The organism is Enterobacter sp. EC_50, from assembly GCF_019584525.1.
GTDB lineage: Bacteria > Pseudomonadota > Gammaproteobacteria > Enterobacterales > Enterobacteriaceae > Enterobacter > Enterobacter roggenkampii.
In genome coordinates, this window is record NZ_VDAF01000011.1 from 87,404 (window position 1) to 111,058 (window position 23,655).

The 23,655-nt window shown below is 50.4% G+C and carries 23 protein-coding genes, 1 pseudogene and 3 riboswitches; of the genes and pseudogenes, 12 read left to right on the top strand and 12 right to left on the bottom strand.

Annotated features, from left to right (window positions below; genetic code table 11):
- Nucleotides 1-6 precede the first annotated feature (6 nt).
- The 3 genes from FHC48_RS11090 to FHC48_RS11100 are packed head-to-tail and all read left to right on the top strand — an operon-like array spanning nucleotide 7 to nucleotide 3,235.
- Nucleotides 7-1,284, top strand: coding sequence for a nucleoside permease (locus FHC48_RS11090; RefSeq protein ID WP_220418756.1), 1,278 nt, complete (start codon nucleotides 7-9; stop codon nucleotides 1,282-1,284).
- Complete coding sequence (locus FHC48_RS11095) at nucleotides 1,281-2,285, top strand: ADP-ribosylglycohydrolase family protein (protein WP_119312174.1); 1,005 nt, start codon at nucleotides 1,281-1,283, stop codon at nucleotides 2,283-2,285. Before FHC48_RS11090 ends, FHC48_RS11095 begins: the two co-directional genes overlap by 4 nt.
- Nucleotides 2,282-3,235 carry a PfkB family carbohydrate kinase gene (locus FHC48_RS11100; protein WP_023325644.1) on the top strand — a complete coding sequence of 318 codons (954 nt, stop codon included), beginning with the start codon at nucleotides 2,282-2,284 and terminating at the stop codon, nucleotides 3,233-3,235. Before FHC48_RS11095 ends, FHC48_RS11100 begins: the two co-directional genes overlap by 4 nt.
- Here the strand turns inward: FHC48_RS11100 and FHC48_RS11105 are convergent.
- The 5 genes from FHC48_RS11105 to FHC48_RS11125 all read right to left on the bottom strand — a co-directional run bounded on the left by FHC48_RS11105 (nucleotide 3,209) and on the right by FHC48_RS11125 (nucleotide 7,041).
- Nucleotides 3,209-3,955: a GntR family transcriptional regulator gene (locus tag FHC48_RS11105; RefSeq protein WP_023344521.1), complete on the bottom strand. Its 747-nt coding sequence runs from the start codon at nucleotides 3,953-3,955 to the stop codon at nucleotides 3,209-3,211. The two genes, FHC48_RS11100 and FHC48_RS11105, sit on opposite strands and share 27 nt — an antisense overlap.
- A gap of 42 nt (nucleotides 3,956-3,997) precedes the next feature.
- Complete coding sequence (gene thiD / locus FHC48_RS11110) at nucleotides 3,998-4,798, bottom strand: bifunctional hydroxymethylpyrimidine kinase/phosphomethylpyrimidine kinase (RefSeq protein ID WP_008500874.1); 801 nt, start codon at nucleotides 4,796-4,798, stop codon at nucleotides 3,998-4,000.
- Nucleotides 4,795-5,565 carry a hydroxyethylthiazole kinase gene (gene thiM / locus FHC48_RS11115; RefSeq protein ID WP_119312175.1) on the bottom strand — a complete coding sequence of 257 codons (771 nt, stop codon included), beginning with the start codon at nucleotides 5,563-5,565 and terminating at the stop codon, nucleotides 4,795-4,797. Before thiM ends, thiD begins: the two co-directional genes overlap by 4 nt.
- Before the next feature lie 35 nt (nucleotides 5,566-5,600).
- Nucleotides 5,601-5,697: riboswitch (TPP riboswitch) on the bottom strand.
- 277 nt (nucleotides 5,698-5,974) lie between these two features.
- Complete coding sequence (locus tag FHC48_RS11120; protein WP_038877275.1) at nucleotides 5,975-6,772, bottom strand: hypothetical protein; 798 nt, start codon at nucleotides 6,770-6,772, stop codon at nucleotides 5,975-5,977.
- A gap of 101 nt (nucleotides 6,773-6,873) precedes the next feature.
- A complete protein-coding gene (locus tag FHC48_RS11125; protein ID WP_007851184.1) occupies nucleotides 6,874-7,041 on the bottom strand; it encodes a hypothetical protein in 168 nt (55 codons plus the stop codon).
- Between the two features lie 2,109 nt (nucleotides 7,042-9,150).
- On the opposite strand from FHC48_RS11125, the gene FHC48_RS11130 reads away from it, so the two are divergent.
- From FHC48_RS11130 to yecR, 3 genes are all read left to right on the top strand, one after another.
- Nucleotides 9,151-9,762 (top strand): tyrosine-type recombinase/integrase, encoded by a 612-nt coding sequence (locus FHC48_RS11130; RefSeq protein ID WP_023898418.1) that lies wholly within the window; start codon nucleotides 9,151-9,153, stop codon nucleotides 9,760-9,762.
- On the top strand, nucleotides 9,763-10,071 hold the full coding sequence (locus tag FHC48_RS11135) for a hypothetical protein (protein WP_007851188.1): 309 nt from the start codon (nucleotides 9,763-9,765) through the stop codon (nucleotides 10,069-10,071).
- Between the two features lie 439 nt (nucleotides 10,072-10,510).
- The gene (gene yecR / locus FHC48_RS11140) at nucleotides 10,511-10,831 is read left to right on the top strand and encodes a YecR family lipoprotein (protein WP_071603478.1); all 321 of its coding nucleotides are present in this window, start codon (nucleotides 10,511-10,513) and stop codon (nucleotides 10,829-10,831) included.
- Between the two features lie 27 nt (nucleotides 10,832-10,858).
- On the opposite strand, the gene FHC48_RS11145 is transcribed toward yecR, so the two are convergent.
- From FHC48_RS11145 to FHC48_RS11160, 4 genes are all read right to left on the bottom strand, one after another.
- Complete coding sequence (locus tag FHC48_RS11145) at nucleotides 10,859-11,104, bottom strand: hypothetical protein (RefSeq protein WP_038877284.1); 246 nt, start codon at nucleotides 11,102-11,104, stop codon at nucleotides 10,859-10,861.
- A complete protein-coding gene (locus FHC48_RS11150; protein WP_007876819.1) occupies nucleotides 11,101-11,256 on the bottom strand; it encodes a hypothetical protein in 156 nt (51 codons plus the stop codon). The genes FHC48_RS11145 and FHC48_RS11150 overlap by 4 nt, the downstream gene beginning before the upstream one ends.
- 108 nt (nucleotides 11,257-11,364) lie before the next feature.
- The gene (locus FHC48_RS11155; RefSeq protein ID WP_007851191.1) at nucleotides 11,365-12,669 is read right to left on the bottom strand and encodes a tyrosine-type recombinase/integrase; all 1,305 of its coding nucleotides are present in this window, start codon (nucleotides 12,667-12,669) and stop codon (nucleotides 11,365-11,367) included.
- A 67-nt stretch (nucleotides 12,670-12,736) separates the two neighbouring features.
- Nucleotides 12,737-12,833, bottom strand: a riboswitch (TPP riboswitch).
- A 200-nt stretch (nucleotides 12,834-13,033) separates the two neighbouring features.
- On the bottom strand, nucleotides 13,034-13,210 hold the full coding sequence (locus tag FHC48_RS11160) for a DUF3606 domain-containing protein (protein ID WP_119312177.1): 177 nt from the start codon (nucleotides 13,208-13,210) through the stop codon (nucleotides 13,034-13,036).
- Nucleotides 13,211-13,444: 234 nt separating this feature from the next.
- Here FHC48_RS11160 and FHC48_RS11165 point away from each other — a divergent pair, with 234 nt between their 5' ends.
- From FHC48_RS11165 to FHC48_RS23680, 3 genes are all read left to right on the top strand, one after another.
- The gene (locus tag FHC48_RS11165) at nucleotides 13,445-13,693 is read left to right on the top strand and encodes a hypothetical protein (protein ID WP_119312178.1); all 249 of its coding nucleotides are present in this window, start codon (nucleotides 13,445-13,447) and stop codon (nucleotides 13,691-13,693) included.
- Between the two features lie 313 nt (nucleotides 13,694-14,006).
- On the top strand, nucleotides 14,007-15,134 hold the full coding sequence (locus FHC48_RS11170) for a PAAR domain-containing protein (protein WP_047074909.1): 1,128 nt from the start codon (nucleotides 14,007-14,009) through the stop codon (nucleotides 15,132-15,134).
- Complete coding sequence (locus FHC48_RS23680) at nucleotides 15,124-15,387, top strand: hypothetical protein (protein ID WP_047074910.1); 264 nt, start codon at nucleotides 15,124-15,126, stop codon at nucleotides 15,385-15,387. Before FHC48_RS11170 ends, FHC48_RS23680 begins: the two co-directional genes overlap by 11 nt.
- A gap of 103 nt (nucleotides 15,388-15,490) precedes the next feature.
- On the opposite strand, the pseudogene FHC48_RS11175 reads toward FHC48_RS23680, so the two are convergent.
- A pseudogene (locus tag FHC48_RS11175) lies at nucleotides 15,491-16,833 on the bottom strand (integrase).
- A gap of 79 nt (nucleotides 16,834-16,912) precedes the next feature.
- Nucleotides 16,913-17,010, bottom strand: a riboswitch (TPP riboswitch).
- A gap of 615 nt (nucleotides 17,011-17,625) precedes the next feature.
- On the opposite strand from FHC48_RS11175, the gene FHC48_RS11180 reads away from it, so the two are divergent.
- Complete coding sequence (locus FHC48_RS11180) at nucleotides 17,626-18,699, top strand: YadA C-terminal domain-containing protein (RefSeq protein ID WP_023293833.1); 1,074 nt, start codon at nucleotides 17,626-17,628, stop codon at nucleotides 18,697-18,699.
- Between the two features lie 221 nt (nucleotides 18,700-18,920).
- On the top strand, nucleotides 18,921-19,382 hold the full coding sequence (locus FHC48_RS11185) for a hypothetical protein (protein ID WP_025913225.1): 462 nt from the start codon (nucleotides 18,921-18,923) through the stop codon (nucleotides 19,380-19,382).
- Nucleotides 19,383-19,460: 78 nt separating this feature from the next.
- Here the strand turns inward: FHC48_RS11185 and FHC48_RS11190 are convergent, their stop codons facing one another.
- The gene (locus FHC48_RS11190; protein WP_119312180.1) at nucleotides 19,461-20,894 is read right to left on the bottom strand and encodes a glycoside hydrolase family 32 protein; all 1,434 of its coding nucleotides are present in this window, start codon (nucleotides 20,892-20,894) and stop codon (nucleotides 19,461-19,463) included.
- A gap of 16 nt (nucleotides 20,895-20,910) precedes the next feature.
- Complete coding sequence (locus FHC48_RS11195) at nucleotides 20,911-22,152, bottom strand: MFS transporter (protein WP_119312181.1); 1,242 nt, start codon at nucleotides 22,150-22,152, stop codon at nucleotides 20,911-20,913.
- Between the two features lie 238 nt (nucleotides 22,153-22,390).
- Here FHC48_RS11195 and FHC48_RS11200 point away from each other — a divergent pair, with 238 nt between their 5' ends.
- Nucleotides 22,391-23,398 (top strand): LacI family DNA-binding transcriptional regulator, encoded by a 1,008-nt coding sequence (locus tag FHC48_RS11200; RefSeq protein ID WP_021241480.1) that lies wholly within the window; start codon nucleotides 22,391-22,393, stop codon nucleotides 23,396-23,398.
- Nucleotides 23,399-23,655: the final 257 nt, after the last annotated feature.

Here is a 23,655-nt window from a genome sequence, read left to right on the forward strand (position 1 = left end):
TAAAAAATGAAAATGAAAGTCCAACTGTCATTCATGATGTTTGTTGAATGGTTTATCTGGGGCGCGTGGTTTGTGCCGCTGTGGCTGTGGCTGAGCAAAAGCGGTTTTACCGCCGGGGAAATCGGCTGGTCTTATGCCTGTACCGCCATTGCCGCTATCCTCTCCCCAATTCTGGTCGGATCGCTGACGGACCGCTTCTTCGCCGCACAGAAAGTACTGGCGGTGCTGATGTTTGCCGGCGCGATTCTGATGTACTTCGCGGCACAGCAAACCCAGTTCAGTACCTTCTTCCCGCTGCTGCTGGTTTACTCCCTGACCTACATGCCCACCATCGCGCTGACCAACAGCATTGCCTTCGCCAACGTGGACGACGTCGAGGCCGATTTTCCGCGCATCCGCGTGATGGGTACGATCGGCTGGATCGCCTCCGGGCTGGCGTGCGGCTTCCTGCCGCAGATGCTGGGCTATAGCGATATTTCCGATACCAATATTCCGCTGCTGATGACGGCCGCCAGCTCCGCCCTGCTCGGCGTCTTTGCCCTGTTCCTGCCGAACACGCCGCCGAAAAGTACCGGCAAGCTGGACTTCAAAGTGATGCTGGGGCTGGACGCGCTGATCCTGCTGCGCGACAAAAACTTCCTCGTGTTCTTTTTCTGCTCGTTCCTGTTCGCCATGCCGCTGGCCTTCTACTACATTTTCGCCAACGGCTATCTCACTGAAGTGGGGATGAAAAACGCCACCGGCTGGATGACGCTCGGCCAGTTCTCTGAAATCTTCTTTATGCTGGCGCTGCCGTTCTTTACCAAACGCTTTGGTATTAAGAAGGTCTTACTGCTGGGTCTGATCACGGCCGCCATCCGCTACGGGTTCTTCGTTTACGGCGGTGCGGAACAGTACTACACCTACGCCCTGCTGTTCCTCGGCATTCTGCTGCACGGCGTGAGCTACGACTTCTACTACGTTACCGCGTACATCTACGTGGATAAAAAAGCGCCGGTGCACATGCGTACCGCCGCGCAAGGCCTGATTACGCTCTGCTGCCAGGGCTTTGGTAGCCTGCTGGGTTACCGCCTGGGCGGCGTGATGATGGAAAAAATGTTCGCCTACAAAGAGCCGGTGAAGGGGCTGACCTTCAACTGGGCCGGAATGTGGACATTTGGCGCAATCATGATTGCCGTGATTGCCGTGCTGTTTATGCTGTTTTTCCGCGAATCGGACAAAGAGATCGCTGCAATTGCGGTGGTTGATGGCGATACCGCGCTGACACAAGGGGAAGTTAAATGAAACAAGAACGTGTTCTCGGTGCCCTTTACGGGCAGGCGTTAGGGGATGCGATGGGCATGCCGTCGGAGCTGTGGCCGAGAAAGCGCGTCAAGGCCCACTTTGGCTGGATCGACCGCTTTTTACCCGGCCCGGCAGAAAATAACGCGGCCTGCTATTTCGGGCAGGCAGAGTTCACCGACGATACCTCAATGGCGCTGTGCCTCGCCGATGCGATCATTGAGTGCGACGGGGAGATTAACGCGGATGTTATCGGCAAGCATATCCTGAACTGGGCGCTCGATTTCGACGCGTTCAACAAGAACGTGCTCGGCCCGACCTCAAAAATCGCGCTGAATGCGATTCGTGACGGGAAGCCGGTCAGCGCGCTGGAAAACAACGGCGTGACGAACGGGGCGGCGATGCGCGCCTCCCCGCTGGGCTGCCTGCTCCCGGCGACGCGGCTGGAACACTTTGTTGAACAGGTGGCGCAGGCCTCCAGCCCGACCCATAAATCGGACCTCGCGATTGCCGGCGCGGTGGTGATGGCCTGGGCGGTTTCCCGCGCCATCGACGGCGAAAGCTGGCAGAACATCGTTGATGCCCTGCCGGGGATCGCCCGCTATGCGCAGGAGATGAAAACCACCACCTTCAGCGCGTCGCTGGCGGCACGTATTGAGCTGGCGCTAAAGACCGTACGGGAAGCCAACGGTATTGAGTCCGCCAGCGAGCAGGTTTATCAGCTGATTGGCGCGGGAACCAGCACCATTGAGTCCGTTCCGGCGGCCATTGCGATGGTGGAACTGGCAGGAACCGACCCGAACCGCTGCGCCATCTTATGCGCCAATCTGGGCGGTGATACGGACACTATTGGCGCCATGGCGACGGCCATCTGCGGCGCGCTCCACGGCGTGCAGGCGATTGATCCGGCGCTCAAAGCCGAACTCGACGCCGTCAACCAGCTCAACTTCGGCCATTATTGCGAGAAACTGCTGCACTTCAGGGAGCAAAGGGAGGGCATATGAAGGCATTTGCCCAACGTCTCGAAAATCTGCACGCCACGCGCCCGGTGACGGTGCTGGGCGCGGCGGTGATTGACGTCATCGCCGACGCCTACGCCCTGCCCTGGCGCGGGTGCGATATCGAACTTAAGCAGCAGGGCGTGAATATTGGCGGCTGCGCGCTGAACATTGCCATCGCCCTGAAACGCCTCGGGATCGCCGCGCAAAATGCCCTTCCCGTCGGCCATGGCGTGTGGGCGGATATTATCCGCAACGCCATGGCGAAGCAGGATCTGCACAGCGCCGTAGAGGCTGAAACCGGCGACAACGGCTGGTGTCTGGCGCTGGTGGAGCCTGACGGCGAGCGCACCTTTATGTCCTTTAGCGGCGTGGAAAACCAGTGGCAGCAGCGCTGGCTGGATGCGCTTCACGTTCCGCAAAACAGCCTGGTTTATCTCTCCGGCTACCAGCTGGCCTCGCCGTGCGGCGAACTGCTGACAGGCTGGCTGGAAGGGTTACGTGACGTGACGGCCTTTATCGATTTCGGCCCACGCATCGCGGATGTTCCTGATGCGCTGATGGAGAGAATCATGGCCTGCAGGCCAATCGTGTCGCTCAATCGTCAGGAAGCGGAACTCGCGGCTGAAAGACTGGGTGTGGAGGCTGAAAACCTGGGTGAAGTGTGGCAGCAGCGCTTTGGCGCCGCGCTGATTGTGCGCCATGATAAAGACGGTGCTACGTGGTATGACGGTGACGCCTCGGGCGTTGTTCCGGCATTTCCGGCGACGGTTATGGATACCATTGGTGCAGGCGACAGCCACGCGGGCGGCACGCTGGCCGGGCTGGCTGCGGGATGGTCACTGGCAGATGCCGTTCTGCTGGGGAATGCCGTGGCGTCATGGGTGGTCAGCCACCGCGGCGGCGATTGCGCCCCGACGCGCGAGGCACTACTCCTCGCACACAAAGACGTATAGATCGCTGCGACAGTAGCTGATGCTGTACTCAATCGGCCGGTGCTGCTGGTCAAGCGCGACCTGCTTGATCACCAGCACCGGTATTTTTTCATCCATCTTAATGTGCGCCTGAAACTCGCTGTCGGGCATGCGGGCGCTCACCCTTGAGCGGGTGCGCTGCGGGTAGATATTCTGACTGCGGAAGTAGTCATAGAGCGAAATGCCAATCGCATCCGGGTCGGGAATTAACCCGACGGGGACCCAGGACTCTTCAATCGACACCGCATCGTCATCGACATAGCGAATGCGCTTGAGCAAAAAGACCTCGCTGTCCGGGGAGATCGACAGGTGGTTGGCCACCTCTTCCGGACACTTCACCACCCGCTTGTTGACCCAGAGCGTATTCGGCTTCTTGCCGCGCAGCACCACCTGCTGGGAAAAACCGCGCGCCTCTTTCAGCGAATATTCGAAGATATTGTTGATTTGCGTGCCATAGCCACGGGCGCGCGTCACCACGCCCTCTTCTTCCAGCGCCTGCATCGCTTTACGCACGGTAATGCGCGACACCCCGGTCAACTGGCTCAGATCGCGCTCGCCGGGCAAAATATTCCCGTGCTCCAGCACCCCGCTGCGCACCGCATTTTTTACCGTTTCGGCAAACTTCAGGTACAGCGGCGTGTTATCGGGCGCGGCGATCCGTTCATTCAGTTGAGCGATTAACCGGGTATGCGCTTGTTCCATCTCTGTTTTCTCAGGCGTGATGTATTCTGCCAGTATACTGGCTTACCACCATGCATGAAAATGGTGTACCGGCCCAATACCGTGACCGACTTCCAGAGTATCGGCTTTTGCCAGCGCCGCCGAGAGCCAGGCTTTTGCTTCGCTAACCGTATCGGCCCAGCTTTCATGACGTGGGCGCAGCGCCGCCAGCGCGGCCGAGAGCGTACAGCCCGTGCCGTGGGTATTTTTGGTCTGCACGCGCGGCGCGGTAAAGCGTACTTCGCCGTCGCGGGTAAAGAGCCAGTCCGGACTTTCCGGATCATCAAGATGCCCGCCCTTCATCAGCACCGCCCCGCAGCCCATCGCCAGCAGCGCATTGCCCTGCTCTTTCATTTCCCGTTCAGTTTGCGCGTGCGGCGCGCCCAGCAGCGCGGCGGCTTCCGGCAGATTGGGCGTGATGAGCGCCACCTGCGGCAGCAGCTTATTGCGCAGCGTCTCGACGGCGGAGGCGGAGAGCAGCGGATCGCCGCTTTTTGCCAGCATGACGGTATCCAGCACCACGTTTTGCACCTGATAGCGCTTAAGCCGTTCGGCCACCGCTTCCACAATGTCCGTTTCGGCCAGCATGCCGATCTTGGTGGTATCAATACGCACGTCGCTGAACACCGAATCCAGCTGCGCGGCAACAAAATCTGGCTCGATGCGGTAGACCGACTGCACGCCGCACGTGTTTTGCGCCACCAGCGCGGTAATCACCGAGCAGCCGTACGCGCCCAGCGCCGAGAAGGTTTTCAGGTCTGCCTGGATACCCGCGCCGCCGCTGGGATCGGTGCCGGCAATGGTCAGGGCGTTAATCCGCTTCATGCCTGCTCCTCCAGCGTGTCGAGCGCGTCGAGGAACGCGCTGGCAAAACTGCCCGGGCCGCGCGAGTGCGCAACGGCCACCGTTCCGGCCCGCTTCATCCATCCGCAGGCGGCGGCGATGTTATCCAGCCGGTCACCCGGCAGCGAGCAGCTCGCCGCCACAACGGCAGAGAGCGCGCACCCGGTTCCCACCACGCGCGTCATCAGCGGGTCACCGCCGGTTACCGTTCGGGTGCGTTGCCCGTCCGTGATGTAGTCAACCTCGCCGGTGACCACCACAATCGTATTGATCTGCCGGGCCAGCGCCTGGGCAGCAGGCACCGCGCTGGCGGCGGTATCGGTCGTATCGACGCCGCGCCCGCCCGCGCTCATCCCGGCGAGGGCAAGAATTTCGGAAGCATTGCCGCGAATGGCCGCCGGTTTCAGGGCAAGGATTTGATGGCAAAACCGGGTGCGGAACGACAGGGCACCCACGGCAACCGGGTCCAGCGTCCAGGGTTTGCCTGCCGCTACCGCACTTTCAATAGCACGACGCATCGACTGGGCGCGCAGCGCGGTCAGCGTGCCAACGTTAACCAGCAGCGCATCGGCTATCGCGGCAAACTGCTCGGCCTCTTCGGCCTCGATCACCATCGCCGGAGATGCGCCAAGCGCCAGCAAAACGTTGGCCGTAAAGGTCTGTACGACGTCATTCGTCATACAGTGGGTCAGCGGAGAACGGGTGCGGAAGTGGTGTAAAACGTGTAAATCGAGCAGGTCAGGCTGCATGGGTTCGCTCCTGCCTTGCGTGAAGAAGCGATGACCGGGAAGGCATCTGACTTCCCTACGCTGGCATTATCCAGATCAGGTAATACGGGTATTTCTCAGCCTTCACAAAGAAGGGCACCCCGAGTCATGAAGATTGAATCTCTATACTTTTTGCCAGCTTAGGGGAAGTTGCTTGCTGGCGCAAGCCCGCCCTTCCGGTTATCGCTTCTTCACCTTGAAAATACGCATACCCCCTTTTTGAACCCCACCCAAGAAACGGAAAAAGGGGCTTTACGCCCCTTGTATCACCACCCGCCTGTGCTTCTTTGGAGGCTGGCAAGGTGGTTATAGATGCGTCTGCAAATGTCATTGCATCCGAGTTGAAACTTTGTATCTTCGTTCAGTAGGTAAAGGCTATTCATAATCCTCCTTAAAATGGTAGATCCTCGCATTCGTCGATGGTTTCATTCGTTGGTACGGTTAAAATAATCTCACGTCCAAGATGTTTGGTCGCTGTCTGGGAAATAAGTTGGTAGGCTGCTTCCTCATCGCCCATTGTCTCTGTTAGCGCCCATTTCAAAGCGGCATCAATGGGATCGCCATTCGGTTTGCAGATAGCTACACCGCCCCAGGGAAGTTCTGGCTTGTTCTGCTGAGTGGGGATCGTTGGTGTTGGTTGATACTGTGGAGCATCCCAGACAAACGGAAGATCATCAAAATCAGGAACAGAATGTTCCGCTGCTGTCTTATCAGGATTAGGCGCGGCTGTGGGTGCAGGTGGCTCTGCCACTACGTCAGAAATCCTAATGGGCGCTGCTGGTAGTTGATCTGCTGGGATAACGTGAGCATCAGTAAGCGGTAATGCAGTGTACTGAAGGGTGTCATACTTGGGATCGGGATTCGGTTCTGTTGTCACCAGCCCCAGCTTTTTCAAGTCGCTAATCCGTCTTTTCACCGTCGAAGGTGATGTTTTGTGTTTTCTCGCTAACGTAGCGTGGCTCTCGTAGCAATTATCACCGTTCGCTTGATAACTCATAAAGCGGCAATACAGAGCGACGTGATGGCTGTCGATTTTTATCCCATCGGGGCAGTCTTTTGAATAAAGGTATTCAATGTCTTCGAAGAAGGTGAAGTCCTTTATGAAGGTTTGCGATGTTACAGTTTTTCCGTCTTCATCTTGATACGTGTGCTCGTGTTTTGCCTGAATCTGGGCGAGGGTTTTTGCCATTGTTGTTTGCTCCTGTGTATGCTCAGTAAGTTACGAATGCTCTTCATTTGGTTTTCTCCGCTTCTCATTCGTGGGTGGGTGTTAATGCTGGAACGTGGTTATTACGCGCCAGCTTTCGAGTATTTGACCGCCAGACTTTGGCATTCTTCAAGAAGGAGTGCGCTTACGCTCATTTTTCGGCGCTTAGCTTCTTTGAACAGAATCTGAAATGTGGCATCAGGTATCATTAACGATGTGGACGGCGGTAGTTTGGTTTTCTTCTCGATCATTCTGGTTTCCTCCTGGGTTAGCTGGTCACTGGGGTGAAATTTGGCGTTGCTCGCCATTCGTCAAAGCGTCGAATCGCTTCCTCGAACATTTCCACCCTGTCCGTTTGTTCACTCTTACGCGCTCGGACAAGTGAACTGTAAACAAGTGTTCGTGTTGTTCGGCCTGTAATCAAATCTGCGTAGATTTGGTCAACGTTGAAGTAACGCATGTTGTTTGCTCCTGTTTGGTTTTCTCCAGACGCAAAAAAGCCCCCACGCCAAAAACCTGGTGGAGGCTGCAATTTATGCGTGATGGAATGTTGTTGGATGTGGATTAGATGATAATGATTATCACCATACTTTTAATAGTACACTAAAAGCACACCTGTTGTCAAGCTATTTTTCAATAACTTCTAAAAAGTCAAGCGCATTACGTGCTTTATACAAAAAATGGATGGTTGCTGTCAATTGAAATTTGTGGTAGAACTTGCCACCAGAGAAGATAGCCACAAGAAACTCACAAAACAGCCTGTAACGCTCTCTGCGGCGTTCTGATGTATTGAGGCTACATCTGCATTCCCTCCCCTCTCAAAACCGCTTACAGCGCGTCTGAGGCGCTCTATTCGCATCACTGCCGCCCTCTGGCACTTATCCCACACCAACACCAAGAATCTGCACTCAGAAGATTGAGCGGTAGCGAGATCGGACAGGTGTAGATGATTGGATATGTTGGCTTAGTGAAGTGGAACCGTAGCACGGTGAACAGTGAGCTTTAGCCCTGCTGCTCTACCTTCGAGAATTAACATCACTACAGACGAAAGGATGTAGGGAAGTTAAGAGGAGGTAGGTAGAGTTAGCATCTGGTAAGCATCGTTAGATGGTTAGTAGATGGTTACATACCGCGCACAGCGCAGAGAGATTCGCCCACGGCGAAGTGATCATGTGCAACCGTTTTCACGGTGGCTAACGCCATTGCACCATACAGAATGTATAGATAACGCTTTGCTGCGTCGTGAGCGGAACGAGGCCAGCCAACGTAGCCCGAAAGGTAGCGGAGTAAGGCTGCTTGCCAGGAGTGACGGCGATAGACGCCAAGCAAATGATCTTTGCGACAAGCGCAAAAGGCACTGATCTAATAACTGATCTTATTATTAGTATTATAGTTAATCTTATTGTGTATCACCGTGACCTACCCCCCAGGTCAGCCTGACCTACCCCCCTATATCACTCAGACCTACCCCGTATGTCACAGTGGACTAACCTACCGCCAAGATAGCAAAAAACGCCATTTCACCCAACGGTAGATCGTCGCCCTGCTCACTACGAATCGCACATGCAACAATCCTAAGAACAGCCAGAGGAAAATATTAGGTTATCCCTATCAAATCCATACATTATTAAGGTCAAAACCTATCTTAAATGACAGGTAAAGAATCGGCGTAGATGTAGGTCAAAGTGGATTGTTCACTTTCATTGTAAGAATGCTCAACTTAGCTAAACCGTTGTGTAGTGCGGGATACAGGCTGTTTGTCATGAAAACCACTTTGCACGCGTGCCGGATTTGTCGAACGAGTTCTCTCGTTTTATGTTATAAAGTAACAATTCGCTTTTTTCCATGCTGAAACCCGCCAATTAGTTAGTATTCTAATCATTTCTTGATGCAATCACGTCAATTGATAATGACTCTCATTTACCATGCAATATCCCGCTCCGATAGGACATTCAGGCTATCTGTCCTATTCATCTTCTATTAGAAACAAACACTTATGATCAACCTCGATTTTATCGCCTTTTTTCGGCTGTTTCTGGTGCAAATCGTCACCGCCAAAATAAATAAATTGACAAAAATAAATTTCCATGAAACACAAGCGATAAAAATAAAATCGTTATAAATCAATGGCTTGATATTCGGCACTGGCTGGCGGTGGAATTGGGGTGGCCTCGATCACGCCGTTAAGCACGTCAAGCAACCGCGCTCCCCTAAATCGGCTTTAATCGCGTTTAATGCCACTTAATACCCTTGAAACCCCACCAATAAGACATTTATGCAAATACCAATAAAATGATCTTGCTATCTATCTGTTTTTGATCAATTTTTACACCATAAAGACAGATTAAGGAGGTAGAGAAATGGCAATCAGTAAGGGTGCAAAGCGTACAGACGGACTTGAGAGCGCCGATCAGGTGAAGATGGTAGTGGAAGAAATCACGAAGAAGAGCCAGACAGTGGCGGATCTCTTCCTTATAGGAGTTGAGACACAGCTTCGCGGTGTAGACATGCGATCCTGGCGCTGGGATGAACTGGATATCGGTAGCAAGGTGCTACGTATCACCCAAGACAAGACCAAAGAAGCGGTAGAAGTGGAATTGACGGAGACAGCAAGGGAGGTGCTCAAGGCTCGCTACAACGAGCGCGGGGATAACGTGTATGTATTTCAGAATGACAGCAACCGGAGCAAGGGTAAGCCGATCAGCCGTTCTAAAATCCATGCAGAGATTCAGTATGCAGTGGATAAGCTCAAAATGCAGCGCTTGATTCCACAGGAAGCAGTGATCAGTATGCACAGCGCACGTAAGACCGTGGCAACAATTGCCCATAATAACAATGAGGATTTAGAGGTGATTAGTAAAATGTTGGGGCATCGCTCCACCGAACACACACGCGCCTACCTGGGGATCACTCAGGCCAAAGTGGACGCACTACGAACGAAGTATTCAACAGGCATTAAGAGAGGATCATAAGTGGGTGAGTATCAAATGACTAACAATTACGGATTGAAAACGCCTGAACAATGGCAACAAGAAAGTATTCTTGCCCTGCTGTTTCATTACGACCACGTAGAAGCCTGTTTCATGGCAGACGCTATCAAGGTGTTACCAGAAGATCACGACGTGAACAGAGCGGAGGAGTATTTAGAAAGCCTGATAGAATGGCTGGCTGGTTATACGGACGAAAGCGAGGTGAGAAAGGCTATCGAGTGTTACAGCATCAAAGGCAGTGAAGAGCAAACAGAATTTTTCTTAGGTGCAATTCTCGGAGATGAGTATTGAAAAAGGAAGAAGAGCTAATCACCAGCTTTATCTGGTGTGGTGCTACGGTGTGCGTTTATACGCAGGTAGTGAAGTTTGCAGGGACGACGATACAGCGTCACCTGTTACCAACAAACCTTAGAAGAGCAGTTGATCAGCAAGTGGCAGGGGCCGCCAACCACCAAGAAGCCAGCCCCCGCCGTATTCAACATTCCCAACGGAGAGAAGGAAATGCCGAACAGCAGCATTATGGCGTTAGCGCTCGCGATGTACAACGTAGAAGCCGGAAGACGGGTTAAAGTGCCAGCCCAACAACTACACCTTTTAATGATGTGGCTAAGGGCATTGAGAGATTGATAACATTTCAATCAGAATCCACTTAATTTCAATGAAATAATGCTTTAAGATAAAAATCTTTCGGAAAAACAACTAGAAATAGTTATCAAATGGAATGATTTCAATGCGCAAAAGTTTATTAGTGTTAGTAGCTTCAACTCTGCTTCTCTCTGGGTGTGCTGTACAGAAACAATTAGTTCCGACTGGTGGTAGTAAGGCCGATGGGACTGTAAAAATGAGCTATTCCTTCGGGATGTTCGAATCCCCTAAAGTGAACGTTCAACAAGGCGCTCAAGCAGCAGCACAGCGTTGCGCTGCATGGGGCTATTCTGGTGCTGAGCCATTCGGCGGCTATACCTCAGTTTGTTCTCAACCATCCTCAAGCGGATGTATGGAAACAATGGTCACTATGGAGTATCAATGTACTGGTGACTTGAAGAAATAACACAAGGGGGCATAGCCCCCTTTACCGCTAAACATCCCACGGATTAGTTTTCATTTTCCTCATTGGGTACGCTTGACCATTCACGGTGAAAGTGAGTTTCTCTGTGTCAATCACCCCCTCAACCTCTTTGTAGTCGAATGGGAATTTCACTTTATTGTCGTTGATTTTGTACAAGCCGCCTGGAATGTTGGGGCCTCGATCAATTTGCAAATAATCCCCCTTGATTAACCAGCATCCAATCGCGCTACTGTGCTCATTGAAGTAAATACTCATAGTGATTCCTTTTCAGGGTTATCACTGCCGTTCTCATAACACATGGACTCGATAAACTCCCGTTGCGCCTGTGTGAGTTCAAGCTCATCCAGCAAGCGATCTAACTCGTCTTTGGGTGATTCCTCTTGATTCTGTCTCTTCCCGATAGCCATGCTCACCCTTGAGTGATTAAGATTAATCTTAGGTTATCCAGGGGGCAGAAAATGCGCAACTAACAGATTTTGCACAATAGCAGCCAATAAGCCCGTTGGTGAGCGTATTTAGGACTCCCAATCAATACCATCAATCACATAAGAAACAGAGGAAAGCGGGAATGTATGCAGATAGCGTTTCGTGATTCCGCCGCTCTTTTCATGGCCTACTGTCTGCTGTAGGTGCAAAATGTTTTTCACCCAACCAGCCATAGCAGAAGAACAGACGCTGTGGCGGATCGAATGCAGTAATCGCCGTTGCCCGTAATCATCCAGATACGGAATACCAAGTTGATCACGGAGATCAGCAAACATTTTGCCTATTTTTGTCATGTTCGTACCAGCCACTTCTGAGAAAATCCGCTCTTTCCATTGGCGATCAACATAATCCATAAATCCCCATTCGATCAGCTTAGGATGGATTACCACTTGCCGCGTGGCGTTTTCTGTTTTCCCCTGCCCTCCCTCTGCAATCAGGAAGTAATGCCGTTGGCTGTCTTCATCGAATTTGATCTGTGACTTCTCCAGTTTGGCAATCTCGCCTCTTCTGGCTCCGGTGTATGCCAACAGCAATGTGATCCACTTTTGCCAGTTATCAGGCTGTTTAAGCGCCCACCCCACAAACTTTTTCATTTCTGTTGCGCTGTATGCGCCAAACCTTGCTTTAGAAGGTGCAGCCACAACGCCATCAGTTGGCGATTTAGATAAAATGTCTTTGTTTTCTGTGAGGAAAGTTTTGAACAGTGATTTGTATAATTTGAGATGCTTATGGATGGCCTCAACACCAACCAGATCATCCGGTGGCACGTCATCACATTGTATCAGTTGCTGAATGGTCATTGAGCGGTAAGGCTGAACAACGCGCTTAGGGAGGCTTTCAACAACTTCCATCACTTGTTTAATGTCCTGTTTAGTGATCGCCGTTACATCAGTTTTCTTTCCCAAGACAGTTAACAATACTTCCATGTAACGTTCATTTGCCATTGAGATCGATTGCGTCCAGTTGCTCCCTTTTTCATCTTTGTACATCGCCCACGCATCCGAAAGGGTTAGCACTTTTTCCGCTTCGGCTGGCGGTTGAGATTCTACGATTACAGCAGGAACAATCATCTGCTGGTGGGGTATGAGTGGATTTCTCCCAGCCTTGCGTTCTGAGGCAATCAGATTTGCTAAGAATGATTCGAACACTGGAAGCGGCGTAGCTAATGATTTAACAAAAGGAATGTGCGGAATGATGCTAATCATCAAAGCAGATGCTTCGCGATAGCTGTCAGTAGAAAGTGATTTTTTGTATGACCGCCCATTAGATAAGCGAATCTGAATGTAGTAGTTACCGTACCTTTTGAAAGTGTACGGAAGCGATTTTAACCTCATGGACAAGCCCTTTTTGTACCTCAAGTGCATTACGCACGGACAAAAAGAGATGCAATCTCATGATAAGTAGGCCAAATTTTGGCCCCCTACGCTGGCATTATCCAGATCAGGTAATACGGGTATTTCTCAGCCTTCAACGAAGAAGGGCACCCCGAGTCAAATAAACAAAATCAAAAGCTTGCGATTAACGTCCCGTTAATCGCTGTTCTGGATCATGCCAGCGGGAAGCCAAAGACTCAACCCTAAAAAATGCTCTGTGTGCCAGCTTATGTCCCAGGTTGTGGCTCACAGTACCAAACACCGAACACAAAAAAGGCCGGGTTTCTCCAGCCTCAACAGCACAATTGAAGATGCCTTCACAAACCTATTTACCTAGATATGCTCTTACCTTAGCGGTGCCATTACCAACAGCTCTAACAGCAGCCCTAAGCTGAGATTCAGTAACATCCAACGCTTGGGTCCAATATGCCACTTCCCAAGATTCACTCAAGCTGATGAAACGTTTATCTTCTGGCTGCCGACGCTGTAAGTTATCTGCCATTTGGTTTGTCCTGAGTATTACAAGCTTATGCCTGCACACTACCTATATGACTTCTCTACCACTTCGTAAACGGTCAGTTATCAAACAATTGACACTGGTCATAAAACCAGTAAAACTTTTTTTACGAGCTTGCTAAGCTTGCCGCTTCGCTTCTATCATAACTACTACATATTGTGTTTATTGATATAAAAAATACAATATACCCAAAAATCCATCTCGTGAATAGGTGTTGAAATGGCGAACAATGATAAGCAATCCTCGAAAGATATAGCTCATTTGGCAGCAGAGACTCTAAACAACCCAAACGCCTCTGCGATTCAGAAAAGTTTAGCGGGTTCGGTGCTATCACAAGCAGGAACAAAAAATCAGACTGGCGCGAACATGGAAGCCAAAGCATCAGCAGCTTTGAAAAACCCACGTTCAAGCGAGGTTACTAAAACCTTAGCTGGTTCGGTTGTTTCTCAATCGAATAAAAAGCGCTAAAAAAGCCGGGATTAACCCGGTTCTCATGTTTTCAGTTTCCGTTGTCGCTGTTCGCTCAAGTAGTACCTAATAGCGCTGTCGAATCCATGCGTATGGATGCGGTCAAGCAGGTTGGAACGACTACACCCCAGCCGACGCGCCAGCGCTGACATGTTGATAATCGCATCATCGCCCTTGCCATCTAGGATCCACTGCATCAGCGGCATGTTGCGAGTAACCATCTATCACTTTGTTACAACTGCTCATTTACTCGCCAGCCCCAAAAACCTACACTTTCATGAAGGATTTCAAAGCAGCACAAGGATAAAAATAAATGGCTATTGGTCACTACTTATTCAGGGGCGATAAGACTGTTTGCGGTGGTCGGATTATTGAAGGATGTACCGATCATCAGTTTTTCGATAAAGACATGGCCTGTGAAGGGCATAAAGTGACGTGTGGTAAACATGCGGGTAGATTCCGCATAGTGGGAGGGCTTGAAAACCAAGACATACACGGTAAAAGAGTAGCCGGAACACTGCATAGCCGTAGCTCTTGCCCCTGCAAATCACGTTTTATTCCGTCCATCTTCGACACTTACGAATTTTCTAAAGAACCAGCAAAAGCCGAAACCACCCAATCTCACATCGTTGAATTTCCCGTTCTCCCTGGCCCGATTGCCGCTCCTAAAACTGATAGCTTCGCTGACACCTGCAAACCAACAGATAACCGGCTATTGAAAGGCGTTTACATCTGGACTGAAACAACAAGTGCAGGTCATGCTTTCGTTTCGGTGCATGAGAATAACTCGATCTACCTTTACACCTATGGACGCTATGGACGCACAGACAGAAGCACGCTAACCGGAGATGGGATTTTAGACATCTTCCAAGATGAAGATGCACGGAAGTATTACCGTTACGAACTTTATGAAATGGGTGCTCGTGCATTTCGGATTGATGATGCTGATCCTGAATTAATCCGTAAGTTCTTCGAAAAATTATGGAATAACGGTGTATCACCGATTCAAACACCAAAGATGCAGGACGGCACAATACGTAGAGGCCGCACGATTGATAAGTATGACGTAACAGGGAATAACTGTACTACTCACTCAGTCGAGGGGATCAAGTTTGCTGGTTCAAAGGTATTCGAACACGGTTACACCTCCAGGACTACACAGCTACCAATTGAGATAGAAGAAGATTTCACTATCCCGGTATCACTGCAAAGTTACCTTGAAAAAAAGAGTGCAGATTACTCCTCAATGCTCGTCATCGAGATGACAAGTACGTTCAAGCAGCAGTATCCAAACATTGAGAACAAAAGCCCTCAACCAATTGGGGGAAGTGCAAAAATCCAACAAGTATCGGCTGATTCTGCTGCTGTTGCTGGCTCAATTTCTCCATACTCAGGCGGCACAGTAGGCGGATCGTTGGGAAGTACATACGATGATGAATAAAAAGTTCTGGATCAGGTGGGTTAGCATTGCGCTGATCTGCATAGCGTATTACGTAATCGTGCTGTATTTCGATCTGGTCTTCGCACTTAACTTTTCAGAGACAATGAGCCAAGGCGGGGAGTTTACGCCTTCTCAATTCACGTGGTTTATTAAGGAACTATCGCAAAATCACTCTGATTCAGCGTTGGCCTCCATTGTTGGTTTCGCTGTTTGCGTACCTCTGATTCTGCTCATCTTCAAGAAGGTGAGATGACCGCCAAAGGCTGGAGGTCTCCAGCCTTTTCCCCTTACCCTTTCCCCACTTTTAGATAATAGAAGCATAAAGCCCGTTGGTGGTAAGACAACGCGCGGAGCCGTTAAGATTCCCAATACAAGCCGTCAATCACATAAGAAACTGAGGACAAGGGGAACGTATGCAGGTAGCGCCTAGTGATTTCTGAGGCGCTTTTCTCATGTCCTACCACTTGTTGCAAGTGCGCCAGGTTACCAAACCAACCAGCGAAAAAGGTTTAAATCATGGTATGCCGGAAACTATGCACTAATCGCCGCTGCCCATAATCATCAAGGTACGGAATACCAAGCTGATCTCTAATATCTCCTAAAACTTTGCCGATCTACGGCATGTTCTTACCCGACACAGGAGAGAAGAATATCTTTTTCTATTGGCGGTTCACAAAATCGATGAACCCCCACTCGATCAGTTTGGGATGTATCGCCACCTGCCTTGTAGCGTTCTCAGTTTTACCCTGTCCTCCTTCAGCGATCAGGAGATAGTGCCGCTGGCTATCTTCATCAAGTTTGATCTGTGATTTCTCCAGCTTGGCGGTCTCCCCTCTTCTGGCTCCCGTGTACGCCAACAGCAAGGTGATCCACTTCTGCCAGCCATCAGGCTGTTTTCGTGCCCATCCCACAAACTTTCTCATTTCTGCTGCACTGCAAGTTCCAAACCTCGCTTTCGACGGTGCGGCGACTACTCCATCAGTCGGAGATTTAACCAGAATATCTTTATTGTCAGTCAGGAAGGTTTTAAACAGCGATTTGTAAATTTTCAAATGCTTGTGGATAACTCAGCGCCAACCAAATCTTCTGACGGAACATCATCACACCCGATGAGTTGATGAACCGTCATCGGCCGATAAGGCTGCACAACACGCCTAGGCAGGTTTTCTACAACTTCCATCACCTGCTTAATGTCCTGCTTTGTAATCGTGGTTACATCAGTTGATGAACCCAAGACAATCAACAGGATCTCCATAAAGCGCTCATTGGCCTGCGAGATTGCCTTCGTCCAGTTCAGGGCCTTCTCTTTTTTGTACATATTCCAAGCGCCAGCCAGTGTTAACACATCCTTTGACTGTGCTTCTGTTTGTTCTTTCTCATCTTCTGAAAGTGCAATAACCTCGCGGTATTCCTGAGCAACCATCGGCTGATTATTGCTCTGCTCATTATTGAGGAATTGTTGAACCAGCCAGTGTTCATTCTGTTGCTTTAAGCGGCTGCAGAAGTCAGAAAGACGTTGACCAAACTGAACCGGGTGAATGGTTCCACGTTTGACTAATGGAATGGATGGAAATGCAAATGACATCAAGAGTTGCGCGTGGCTGTGGCTATCTGTCTCTAACGACCGACAGAAATATTTATGACCCGGCAGGCGAAAGCTGACGTAGTAGATCCCGTTACGGATAATGGTGTGATTGATCGGGGTGTGTCATTTTGTTTGTCTCTGAGAGTGACAACATAAAAAATGAAGAGAAAAAACCATGCAAATCTTTGATTCATATCTTAGATGATCGCCGGGACTACGCTGGCATTATCCAGATCAGGTAATACGGGTATTTCTCAGCCTTCACGTGGAAGGGCACCCCGAGTCAAAATACTTTTAAAACAATGATTTATTAAAATCAATGTTCTCAATCAGTGTAACCGTGGCCACAGGCCAGGCGCAAGGAGTTTTGATTTATCACGGCAGCGTTCGCGTTGTGAATCTCCCTAAACACTTTTTCGCTAGCGTCTTCAACATAAATATTTTTTCCTGGTATATCCCGGAACAAAAATGATCTGAGTTCATTTTCATTCGAAGCTGACGAAAGGTTCGATAATAAATAATCGGCAAAAAATCATAAATTTACATAAACTGTTATGTGTATTATTAACCCATTTTAATCAAAACACTTAAATACAATTAATGTATTGGTGTTTTATATCTAATTTCACCCCCATCCATTATGAACGGCTATCTTATTGTATTATAAGATTATTAAGCCGGGCCTTTCTGGATCGACTCGTTTAGCTATTCCTGCTATTTATGATTTAGATCAATAATCAAAATTACACATTCATAGATAGTTACTACACGTTACGAAATAAGTTATCAAACCAAAATTTCCACCGTTAATCGTGAATTAGCTCAGATATAACAAGACGTTGTATCTTCCAGCCAGGATAGCGCCCTTACTTTATTTTTTCTTGTAGTGATGATGAGAGCTTTAAAATGAACTATTTAAATACAACAGCTATCGCTGTTTTTGGTTTTGTGTTCGCTGGTTCAATGAATACTGCAAATGCAGCGGAAGTAAACGTAAACCTTGACGATAACGTCAATAATCCAGGTGCTCACATTCAAATTCAGGGTACCGATAAAACCGCCTACAACCTTGATAACATCGAGGGGAGTAACATTAAGCAAGACGGGCAAATCTATAACCTTCAAGGCGATATTGACAGAGCAAATACAGCTATTAATAAAGCACAAGATACAGCTAACACCGCTCAAGATGGCGTAAACGCTAACACTCAAGCTAACGCTATCCTTAATCAGAAAGTCGACGATAACAAAGCAGATCAGACAATCACTGATAACAAACAGAATATATTGATTGATAACACTAATAATAAAGCAGATGCGGCTTTACAAGGCGTTATTACTAACGGTCAAGCAATCATTGATACAAACACAAGAGTAGATAAAGCTGAACTCACCGCTACCAATGCGAACAACAAAGCAGATGCTAACACTCAAGCGCTGGCAGCTAAGGTAGATAAAAGCATTTTCGACGCCGATCAGGATAGACAAGATCACGCCCTTCAGGATGCCTCTGACAAAGCGACTCAGGCATTTAATACGGGCGCTTATGCGCAATCTTTAGCGGTTGATGCACAAACGGTAGCCGCTGCTAACAAAGCTGCTGTTGCTAACGTTCAGTCACGCCAGCAAGCACAAGAAACGACGATTCAGAATCACAGCGCACAATTAGCGAATCATGAATCACGTATTACTGCGTTAGAGAGTCAAAATAACGCTAAGTTCTCTTCTCTGGAGAATCAGCAGAATGAGGATCGCAAGGAATATCGTGCTGGTATCGCTGGCGCTGCTTCTCTTGCTGGTTTGCATTACGTTGATACAGATAACGCGGTTGCCGTCGGTGCTGCCAACTTCAAAGATGCGCAAGGTTACGCAGTCGGTTACCGTCATAAGTTCGCTGAGAATATAGCCGCTACCCTCTCTACATCAGGTACATCCAACGGTGATGAAATTGTTGCGGCGTCCGCATCTTACGGATGGTGATTTAACATTATTAAATTAAAATGCCAGCAAACCGCCAATCAGCTAAAAACTCACCATTGAGTTTAATTAGCTGGCTATAACTCAATACATTGCTGCTAGCACAAAAATGACAAAGTACATTTTTATTTCCGCTGTTTTGTATCTCACTTTTATTTTATTAGGGATATGGATCGGCTTGATGTTAGGCACCTATATTTATAATTGTAATTACTGAGGCAATAATGAAAAAGTTAATGATGGTAGCGGCTATATTATCTCTTGCTGCGTGTTCCTCACCAGCTCAACGGATGGCTGATTGTCAAAGCAAAGGAGTGAGTAAAGATGCTTGTTATAGTGCAGAGCAAAACCGCACCACAGCCATTAACGCTGCGGCTGAAAAACAGGCTTTAGAGAATGCTGCTCAACTTGCACAGTCAGCGCACAGGCGCCTTCCTGAAGGCTGCACGCAGGTTATGGATGCTGCCGGTCGTTGTGATAGCAAGGCAGCCAAAGTAAGCGGTGATTTAAAAAAGTTATCAGGTGAAGCGGATCACGTTATGAATAAGCCTGTCTCTGATGCTGCTGAATATCTGCTTTCGAAAGGCTGGAAGCCAAATAAGGGTTCATGGCACAAGGGTAGCTATATTATGCAGCTGGTTGTCGAAAAAGAGAGAGTTGTAAACGCACAATTATCAAAAATGTGATCTTTGCAGGACGCTACCACCTGATAATATTTACGTAGCCCCATGTTTATGGGGCTTTTTTTTAGCTCGTTAATAGATTTACTCCAGCTGCCACGCCCCGCCATGAATAAGCGACGCGCCCCCCGCCCAGGCAAATAATGCGAGCTCGCTGCAGTCGGCATCAGGATATATACGACTGCTGAGGCACGCCTCACCCTCGTTAACAAACACTTCCACGGAGGAGCTATCAAAGAACAAACGCAGATTAAGCGCGTTGCTCAGGTTAAGCGCGACGCTTCGGGTCCCGCACAGGCCATACTGCGGATAGTCTCGCTCCAGCACCAGGCGCTGCATCTGCGCATCAACATAAAGGCGTAACCCGTCGCCAAGACGAATGCCGTACTGCTCCGCGCTGCTGTTGGCGCACTCCCACTGCAGAATGACCTCCATCGCATCGCAGTGTTCCACCAGCGTCATCTGCTGGTTATTAAGCGTACTTATCGGCCAGGGGAACCACGCCCCGCGCAGGCTTTCCACTTCTCGGGCTGGCCGCATCTGCAGGCGGTTATCCGCGCTCAGCGTCAGTTCGCGCGGTAAAGAGAGCATGCCAGCCCACCCGTCCTCCTGTTCCGGAAGGGGAGATTCCCACATGTCCAGCCAGCCGATAACGAGGCGTCTGCCATCCGGCGTCAGGAAGCTTTGCGGCGCGTAGAAATCATGCCCGTAGTCCATCTCCACAAATTCACCTTCACGCATAAAGGGCTGACCAGGCTGCCATTCGCCTACCAGATAGCCGCTCTGGAAGAGATTGCGATGTTTAAATCCGTCTGCCGCCAGTCCCTGAGGCGAAAACATCAGCACGCGTTTACCATTGAGAGTGAAAAAGTCCGGGCATTCCCACATATAACCCAGCTCTTTTTCAGCCACCGCGAGCACGCCCCTGTCCTGCCACTCGCGCAGATCGGCAGACCGGTACACACGCACCTGGCCCGTATCCCCCTCGCGCGCGCCAACGACCAAGTACCACCACGCCCCTTCACGCCATACCTTCGGATCGCGGAAGTGATGCAGCCCGGGCGGTGTATCAATGACGGTCCCGTGCCGCACAAACTGGATGCCGTCACGGCTGGTTGCCAGGCACTGCACCTGGTAGAGATTAGCCTCATCGCCGGGATCGCCGTGGAATTTGTGGCCGGTGTAGATCAGCGCCAGCGTGTCGCCATCCACCACCGCTGAGCCGGAAAAACAGCCGTCCTTGTCGTCTGGTCCCTCCGGGGCCAGCGCAACCGGGAGGTGCTCCCAGCGGACTAAATCTTTGCTGCGCGCATGGCCCCAGTGCATCGGCCCCCACTGGGTCGAATACGGATGGTGTTGATAAAAGGCGTGATACCAGCCGTCAAACCAGACCAGGCCATTCGGGTCGTTCATCCAGCCAGCGCGCGCTGCGAGGTGGTAACGGGGATACCAGCGCAGATTAAGCCCTTCGCGTCTGGACTGCAGTTCCTGTTCTGCTTTCGTAATGGAATACATCATTTCTCTACTCTTTCGATCAGATGGTGGAAGGTTGCGGCATGAGCGGGTCAGAAGAGGACTTACCCGAGCGCAACAGGAAGATGGAGATAAACGTGGTGCTGAAGACCAGTAGCCCCATGATGAGATAGGACTGGGCAAAGCCGTATTTCTCATAGCTGTAACCTGCCAGCGGCGACAGCACCGAGGCAATCACCGAGCTTGTACAGGCAAAGCCCACCAGATAGAGGGTGGAAGAGAGCCGTTTATCAAAATGCAGGCTGTTGTATTTAAAGATGGAGACCAGCAAAACGGGTAGTTCAACCGCGTGCAATAGCTTGGTAATGGAGATCAATACCGGTCCCTCAACCAGACCCGATGCCACCATACGCATCGCCATCACCATTCCGGCGAAAATCAGGCCGTTTTTCGCACCGAGGCGATTCACCAGCCACGGGGCGCAGAACATGCCCGCCGCCTCCAGGAAAACCTGGAAGGAGTTGAGATAGCCGTACATGGCGTTTCCTTCCTGCAGCGTCGGGAACTGTGAGGAGAAATAGACCGGGAACTGCTGGTCGTAAACGCCGTAAATACAGGTGCCAATAACGAAAAACACCAGCGCCCAGAAGCGCGGCAGCGTCAACAGGCGTAAGGCATCCTCCAGCGTGACCTTACCGCCGGATACCGCCTCCTGCATGGCGTGCGGCGCGGAAGAGACTCTTAGGCGCGCCAGCAACACAAAAAACACCAGCCCGGCGCAGCTCGCCACCGCGAAGTTCAGCTTCGGATTGATGTTGAACAGCAGACCGGCAAAAAAGGTTGCCGCCGCCCAGCCAAGGGATCCCCACATCCTCGCCTTGCCAAACTCAAACTGACTCTGGCGGGCCACGCGCTCGGTATAGGATTCCAGTACACCAATCCCGCCGTTAAACGTCAGCCCGATATAAATCCCGCCGAAAATACTGCCGAGTAACACGTTAATCTGCAGCAGATAACCAAACAGCAGGAAGGCCGGACCGGAAAGAATGAGCAGGCTGGTCAGAAACCAGAGCAGGTTTTTTCGCAGGCCGAGTTTGTCCTGAATGAAGCCGTAGCAGATTTGCGCGCACAGCGCGGAGACGGACAGCACGGCATAGATGACCCCCGTATCCCCTGCCTTTAACCCCACCTCCTGGTGAAGCCAGATAGAGAGCAACGAGCCGGAAGATGACCACGTGACAAAAAAGAAAAACAGTAATGCGCTTAATAAAGGGTAGCTGTGAGAGTGATGCGTTTTCATCATGACATTCTCATGTTGGAGTAATGACGCAATGGTAACGTTAACATTTACGCTTTCTCATGCTGTTTGGCTGAAATTTAAGATGTTAATCACGAAAGTTAACGTTAACATTAAGAGAATGAGATCGCGATCAAATATTCATCACTGAGGTAAACATGACCCGGCCTGGGCATCAGCCTTTCTTTTACATCAGCGACTTAGTTGTATACCCTTTCACGCAGAACATTCACGGAGTAAGACAATGGCTTCCCTGAAGGACGTCGCAAAGCTGGCTAACGTATCGCTGATGACGGTCTCCCGCGCGCTGAACAGCCCGGAGCGCCTTAAGCCGGAAACGCTGGCGCGCGTTCAGCTGGCTATTGAGCAGACCAGCTACGTGCCCGATCTGTCCGCCAAGAAAATACGCGGCGCGCATGCCTCGCCTAAAACCATAGGGGTACTGGCGCTCGATACGGTGACGACGCCGTTCTCGGTGGAGATCACGCTGTCTATTGAAGAAACGGCCAGAATGCACGGCTGGAACAGCTTCGTGATGAATATGTTTACCGATGACAATCCGGACGCCATTGTCGACCTTCTCCTCTCTCATCGGCCCGACGGAATTATCTACACCACCATGGGGTTACGTCAGGTTCCTCTCCCGGCCAAACTCCTCACCCTTCCCTGCGTGCTGGCCAACTGCGAAAGCGACGGCGAAAAGGTCGCCAGCTATATTCCCGATGATGAGCAAGGGCAATATACCGCCGTGCGGGCGTTACTCGCGGAGGGTTATCGACGCCCTCTCTGCCTGCATTTACCTGAGGGGCATCTGGCCACAACCCGCCGTCGACAGGGGCTGGAGCGTGCATGCCGTGAAGCGGGGCTCGATCCGGACAGCCTGGAGCACTGCTATATGGCACTCGGCGATGAGCACTATCGCGACATTCCGGCCGTGTTGCTGGCGCACATGCAGAATGGCATTCCCAGGTTCGACGCCGTTATCTGCGGTAACGATCGTATCGCGTTTATGGTGTACCAGACGCTACTGGGACAAGGGCTTCGTATACCGGACGACGTCGCGGTGATCGGCTATGACAATATGGTGGGCATTGGGGAGTTGTTCCTTCCTCCTCTCACGACGGTACAACTGCCGCACTATGAAATTGGTCGCCTGAGCGCCCTGCATATTATTAACGGTGAAGAACATCAGGAAACCACGCGCGTAGAAAGTCCATTTTTACTGCGTGATTCCGTTGCACAGGCAACGTGAGCACCGTTTTCTGCACCTGCCGGATAAACAGGGAAAGCTTCCCTCCTTTTGTGCCGTTGAATGGCACGATTTGTCACACTCTTTTCTGCGACTTTACACACCGGGCAAATAGCCTGTAACTAGCTGTTTTTATTTGGCATAAAATACAATTTTCATTTTAAAAAAGGGGATATTTCCTCGCTATACACACGTGTCACAAAACAGTAAACAAATTAACCATTGAGCCCCGTGGCAAAAGGCTCTATATTGGCGGCGTT

Coding starts and splice junctions, on each gene's coding strand:
- FHC48_RS11120 (WP_038877275.1), bottom strand. CDS start 6,772: ATGGCAAAAACCCTCGCCCAGATTCAGGCAAAACACGAGCACACGTAT.
- FHC48_RS11145 (WP_038877284.1), bottom strand. CDS start 11,104: ATGAGTATTTACTTCAATGAGCACAGTAGCGCGATTGGATGCTGGTTA.
- FHC48_RS11130 (WP_023898418.1), top strand. CDS start 9,151: ATGGCAATCAGTAAGGGTGCAAAGCGTACAGACGGACTTGAGAGCGCC.
- FHC48_RS11150 (WP_007876819.1), bottom strand. CDS start 11,256: ATGGCTATCGGGAAGAGACAGAATCAAGAGGAATCACCCAAAGACGAG.
- FHC48_RS11105 (WP_023344521.1), bottom strand. CDS start 3,955: ATGGAACAAGCGCATACCCGGTTAATCGCTCAACTGAATGAACGGATC.
- FHC48_RS11180 (WP_023293833.1), top strand. CDS start 17,626: ATGAACTATTTAAATACAACAGCTATCGCTGTTTTTGGTTTTGTGTTC.
- FHC48_RS23680 (WP_047074910.1), top strand. CDS start 15,124: ATGATGAATAAAAAGTTCTGGATCAGGTGGGTTAGCATTGCGCTGATC.
- FHC48_RS11200 (WP_021241480.1), top strand. CDS start 22,391: ATGGCTTCCCTGAAGGACGTCGCAAAGCTGGCTAACGTATCGCTGATG.
- thiM (WP_119312175.1), bottom strand. CDS start 5,565: ATGCAGCCTGACCTGCTCGATTTACACGTTTTACACCACTTCCGCACC.
- FHC48_RS11190 (WP_119312180.1), bottom strand. CDS start 20,894: ATGATGTATTCCATTACGAAAGCAGAACAGGAACTGCAGTCCAGACGC.
- FHC48_RS11185 (WP_025913225.1), top strand. CDS start 18,921: ATGAAAAAGTTAATGATGGTAGCGGCTATATTATCTCTTGCTGCGTGT.
- yecR (WP_071603478.1), top strand. CDS start 10,511: ATGCGCAAAAGTTTATTAGTGTTAGTAGCTTCAACTCTGCTTCTCTCT.
- FHC48_RS11160 (WP_119312177.1), bottom strand. CDS start 13,210: ATGGCAGATAACTTACAGCGTCGGCAGCCAGAAGATAAACGTTTCATC.
- FHC48_RS11155 (WP_007851191.1), bottom strand. CDS start 12,669: ATGAGGTTAAAATCGCTTCCGTACACTTTCAAAAGGTACGGTAACTAC.
- thiD (WP_008500874.1), bottom strand. CDS start 4,798: ATGAAGCGGATTAACGCCCTGACCATTGCCGGCACCGATCCCAGCGGC.
- FHC48_RS11100 (WP_023325644.1), top strand. CDS start 2,282: ATGAAGGCATTTGCCCAACGTCTCGAAAATCTGCACGCCACGCGCCCG.
- FHC48_RS11165 (WP_119312178.1), top strand. CDS start 13,445: ATGGCGAACAATGATAAGCAATCCTCGAAAGATATAGCTCATTTGGCA.
- FHC48_RS11125 (WP_007851184.1), bottom strand. CDS start 7,041: ATGATCGAGAAGAAAACCAAACTACCGCCGTCCACATCGTTAATGATA.
- FHC48_RS11195 (WP_119312181.1), bottom strand. CDS start 22,152: ATGATGAAAACGCATCACTCTCACAGCTACCCTTTATTAAGCGCATTA.
- FHC48_RS11090 (WP_220418756.1), top strand. CDS start 7: ATGAAAATGAAAGTCCAACTGTCATTCATGATGTTTGTTGAATGGTTT.
- FHC48_RS11170 (WP_047074909.1), top strand. CDS start 14,007: ATGGCTATTGGTCACTACTTATTCAGGGGCGATAAGACTGTTTGCGGT.
- FHC48_RS11095 (WP_119312174.1), top strand. CDS start 1,281: ATGAAACAAGAACGTGTTCTCGGTGCCCTTTACGGGCAGGCGTTAGGG.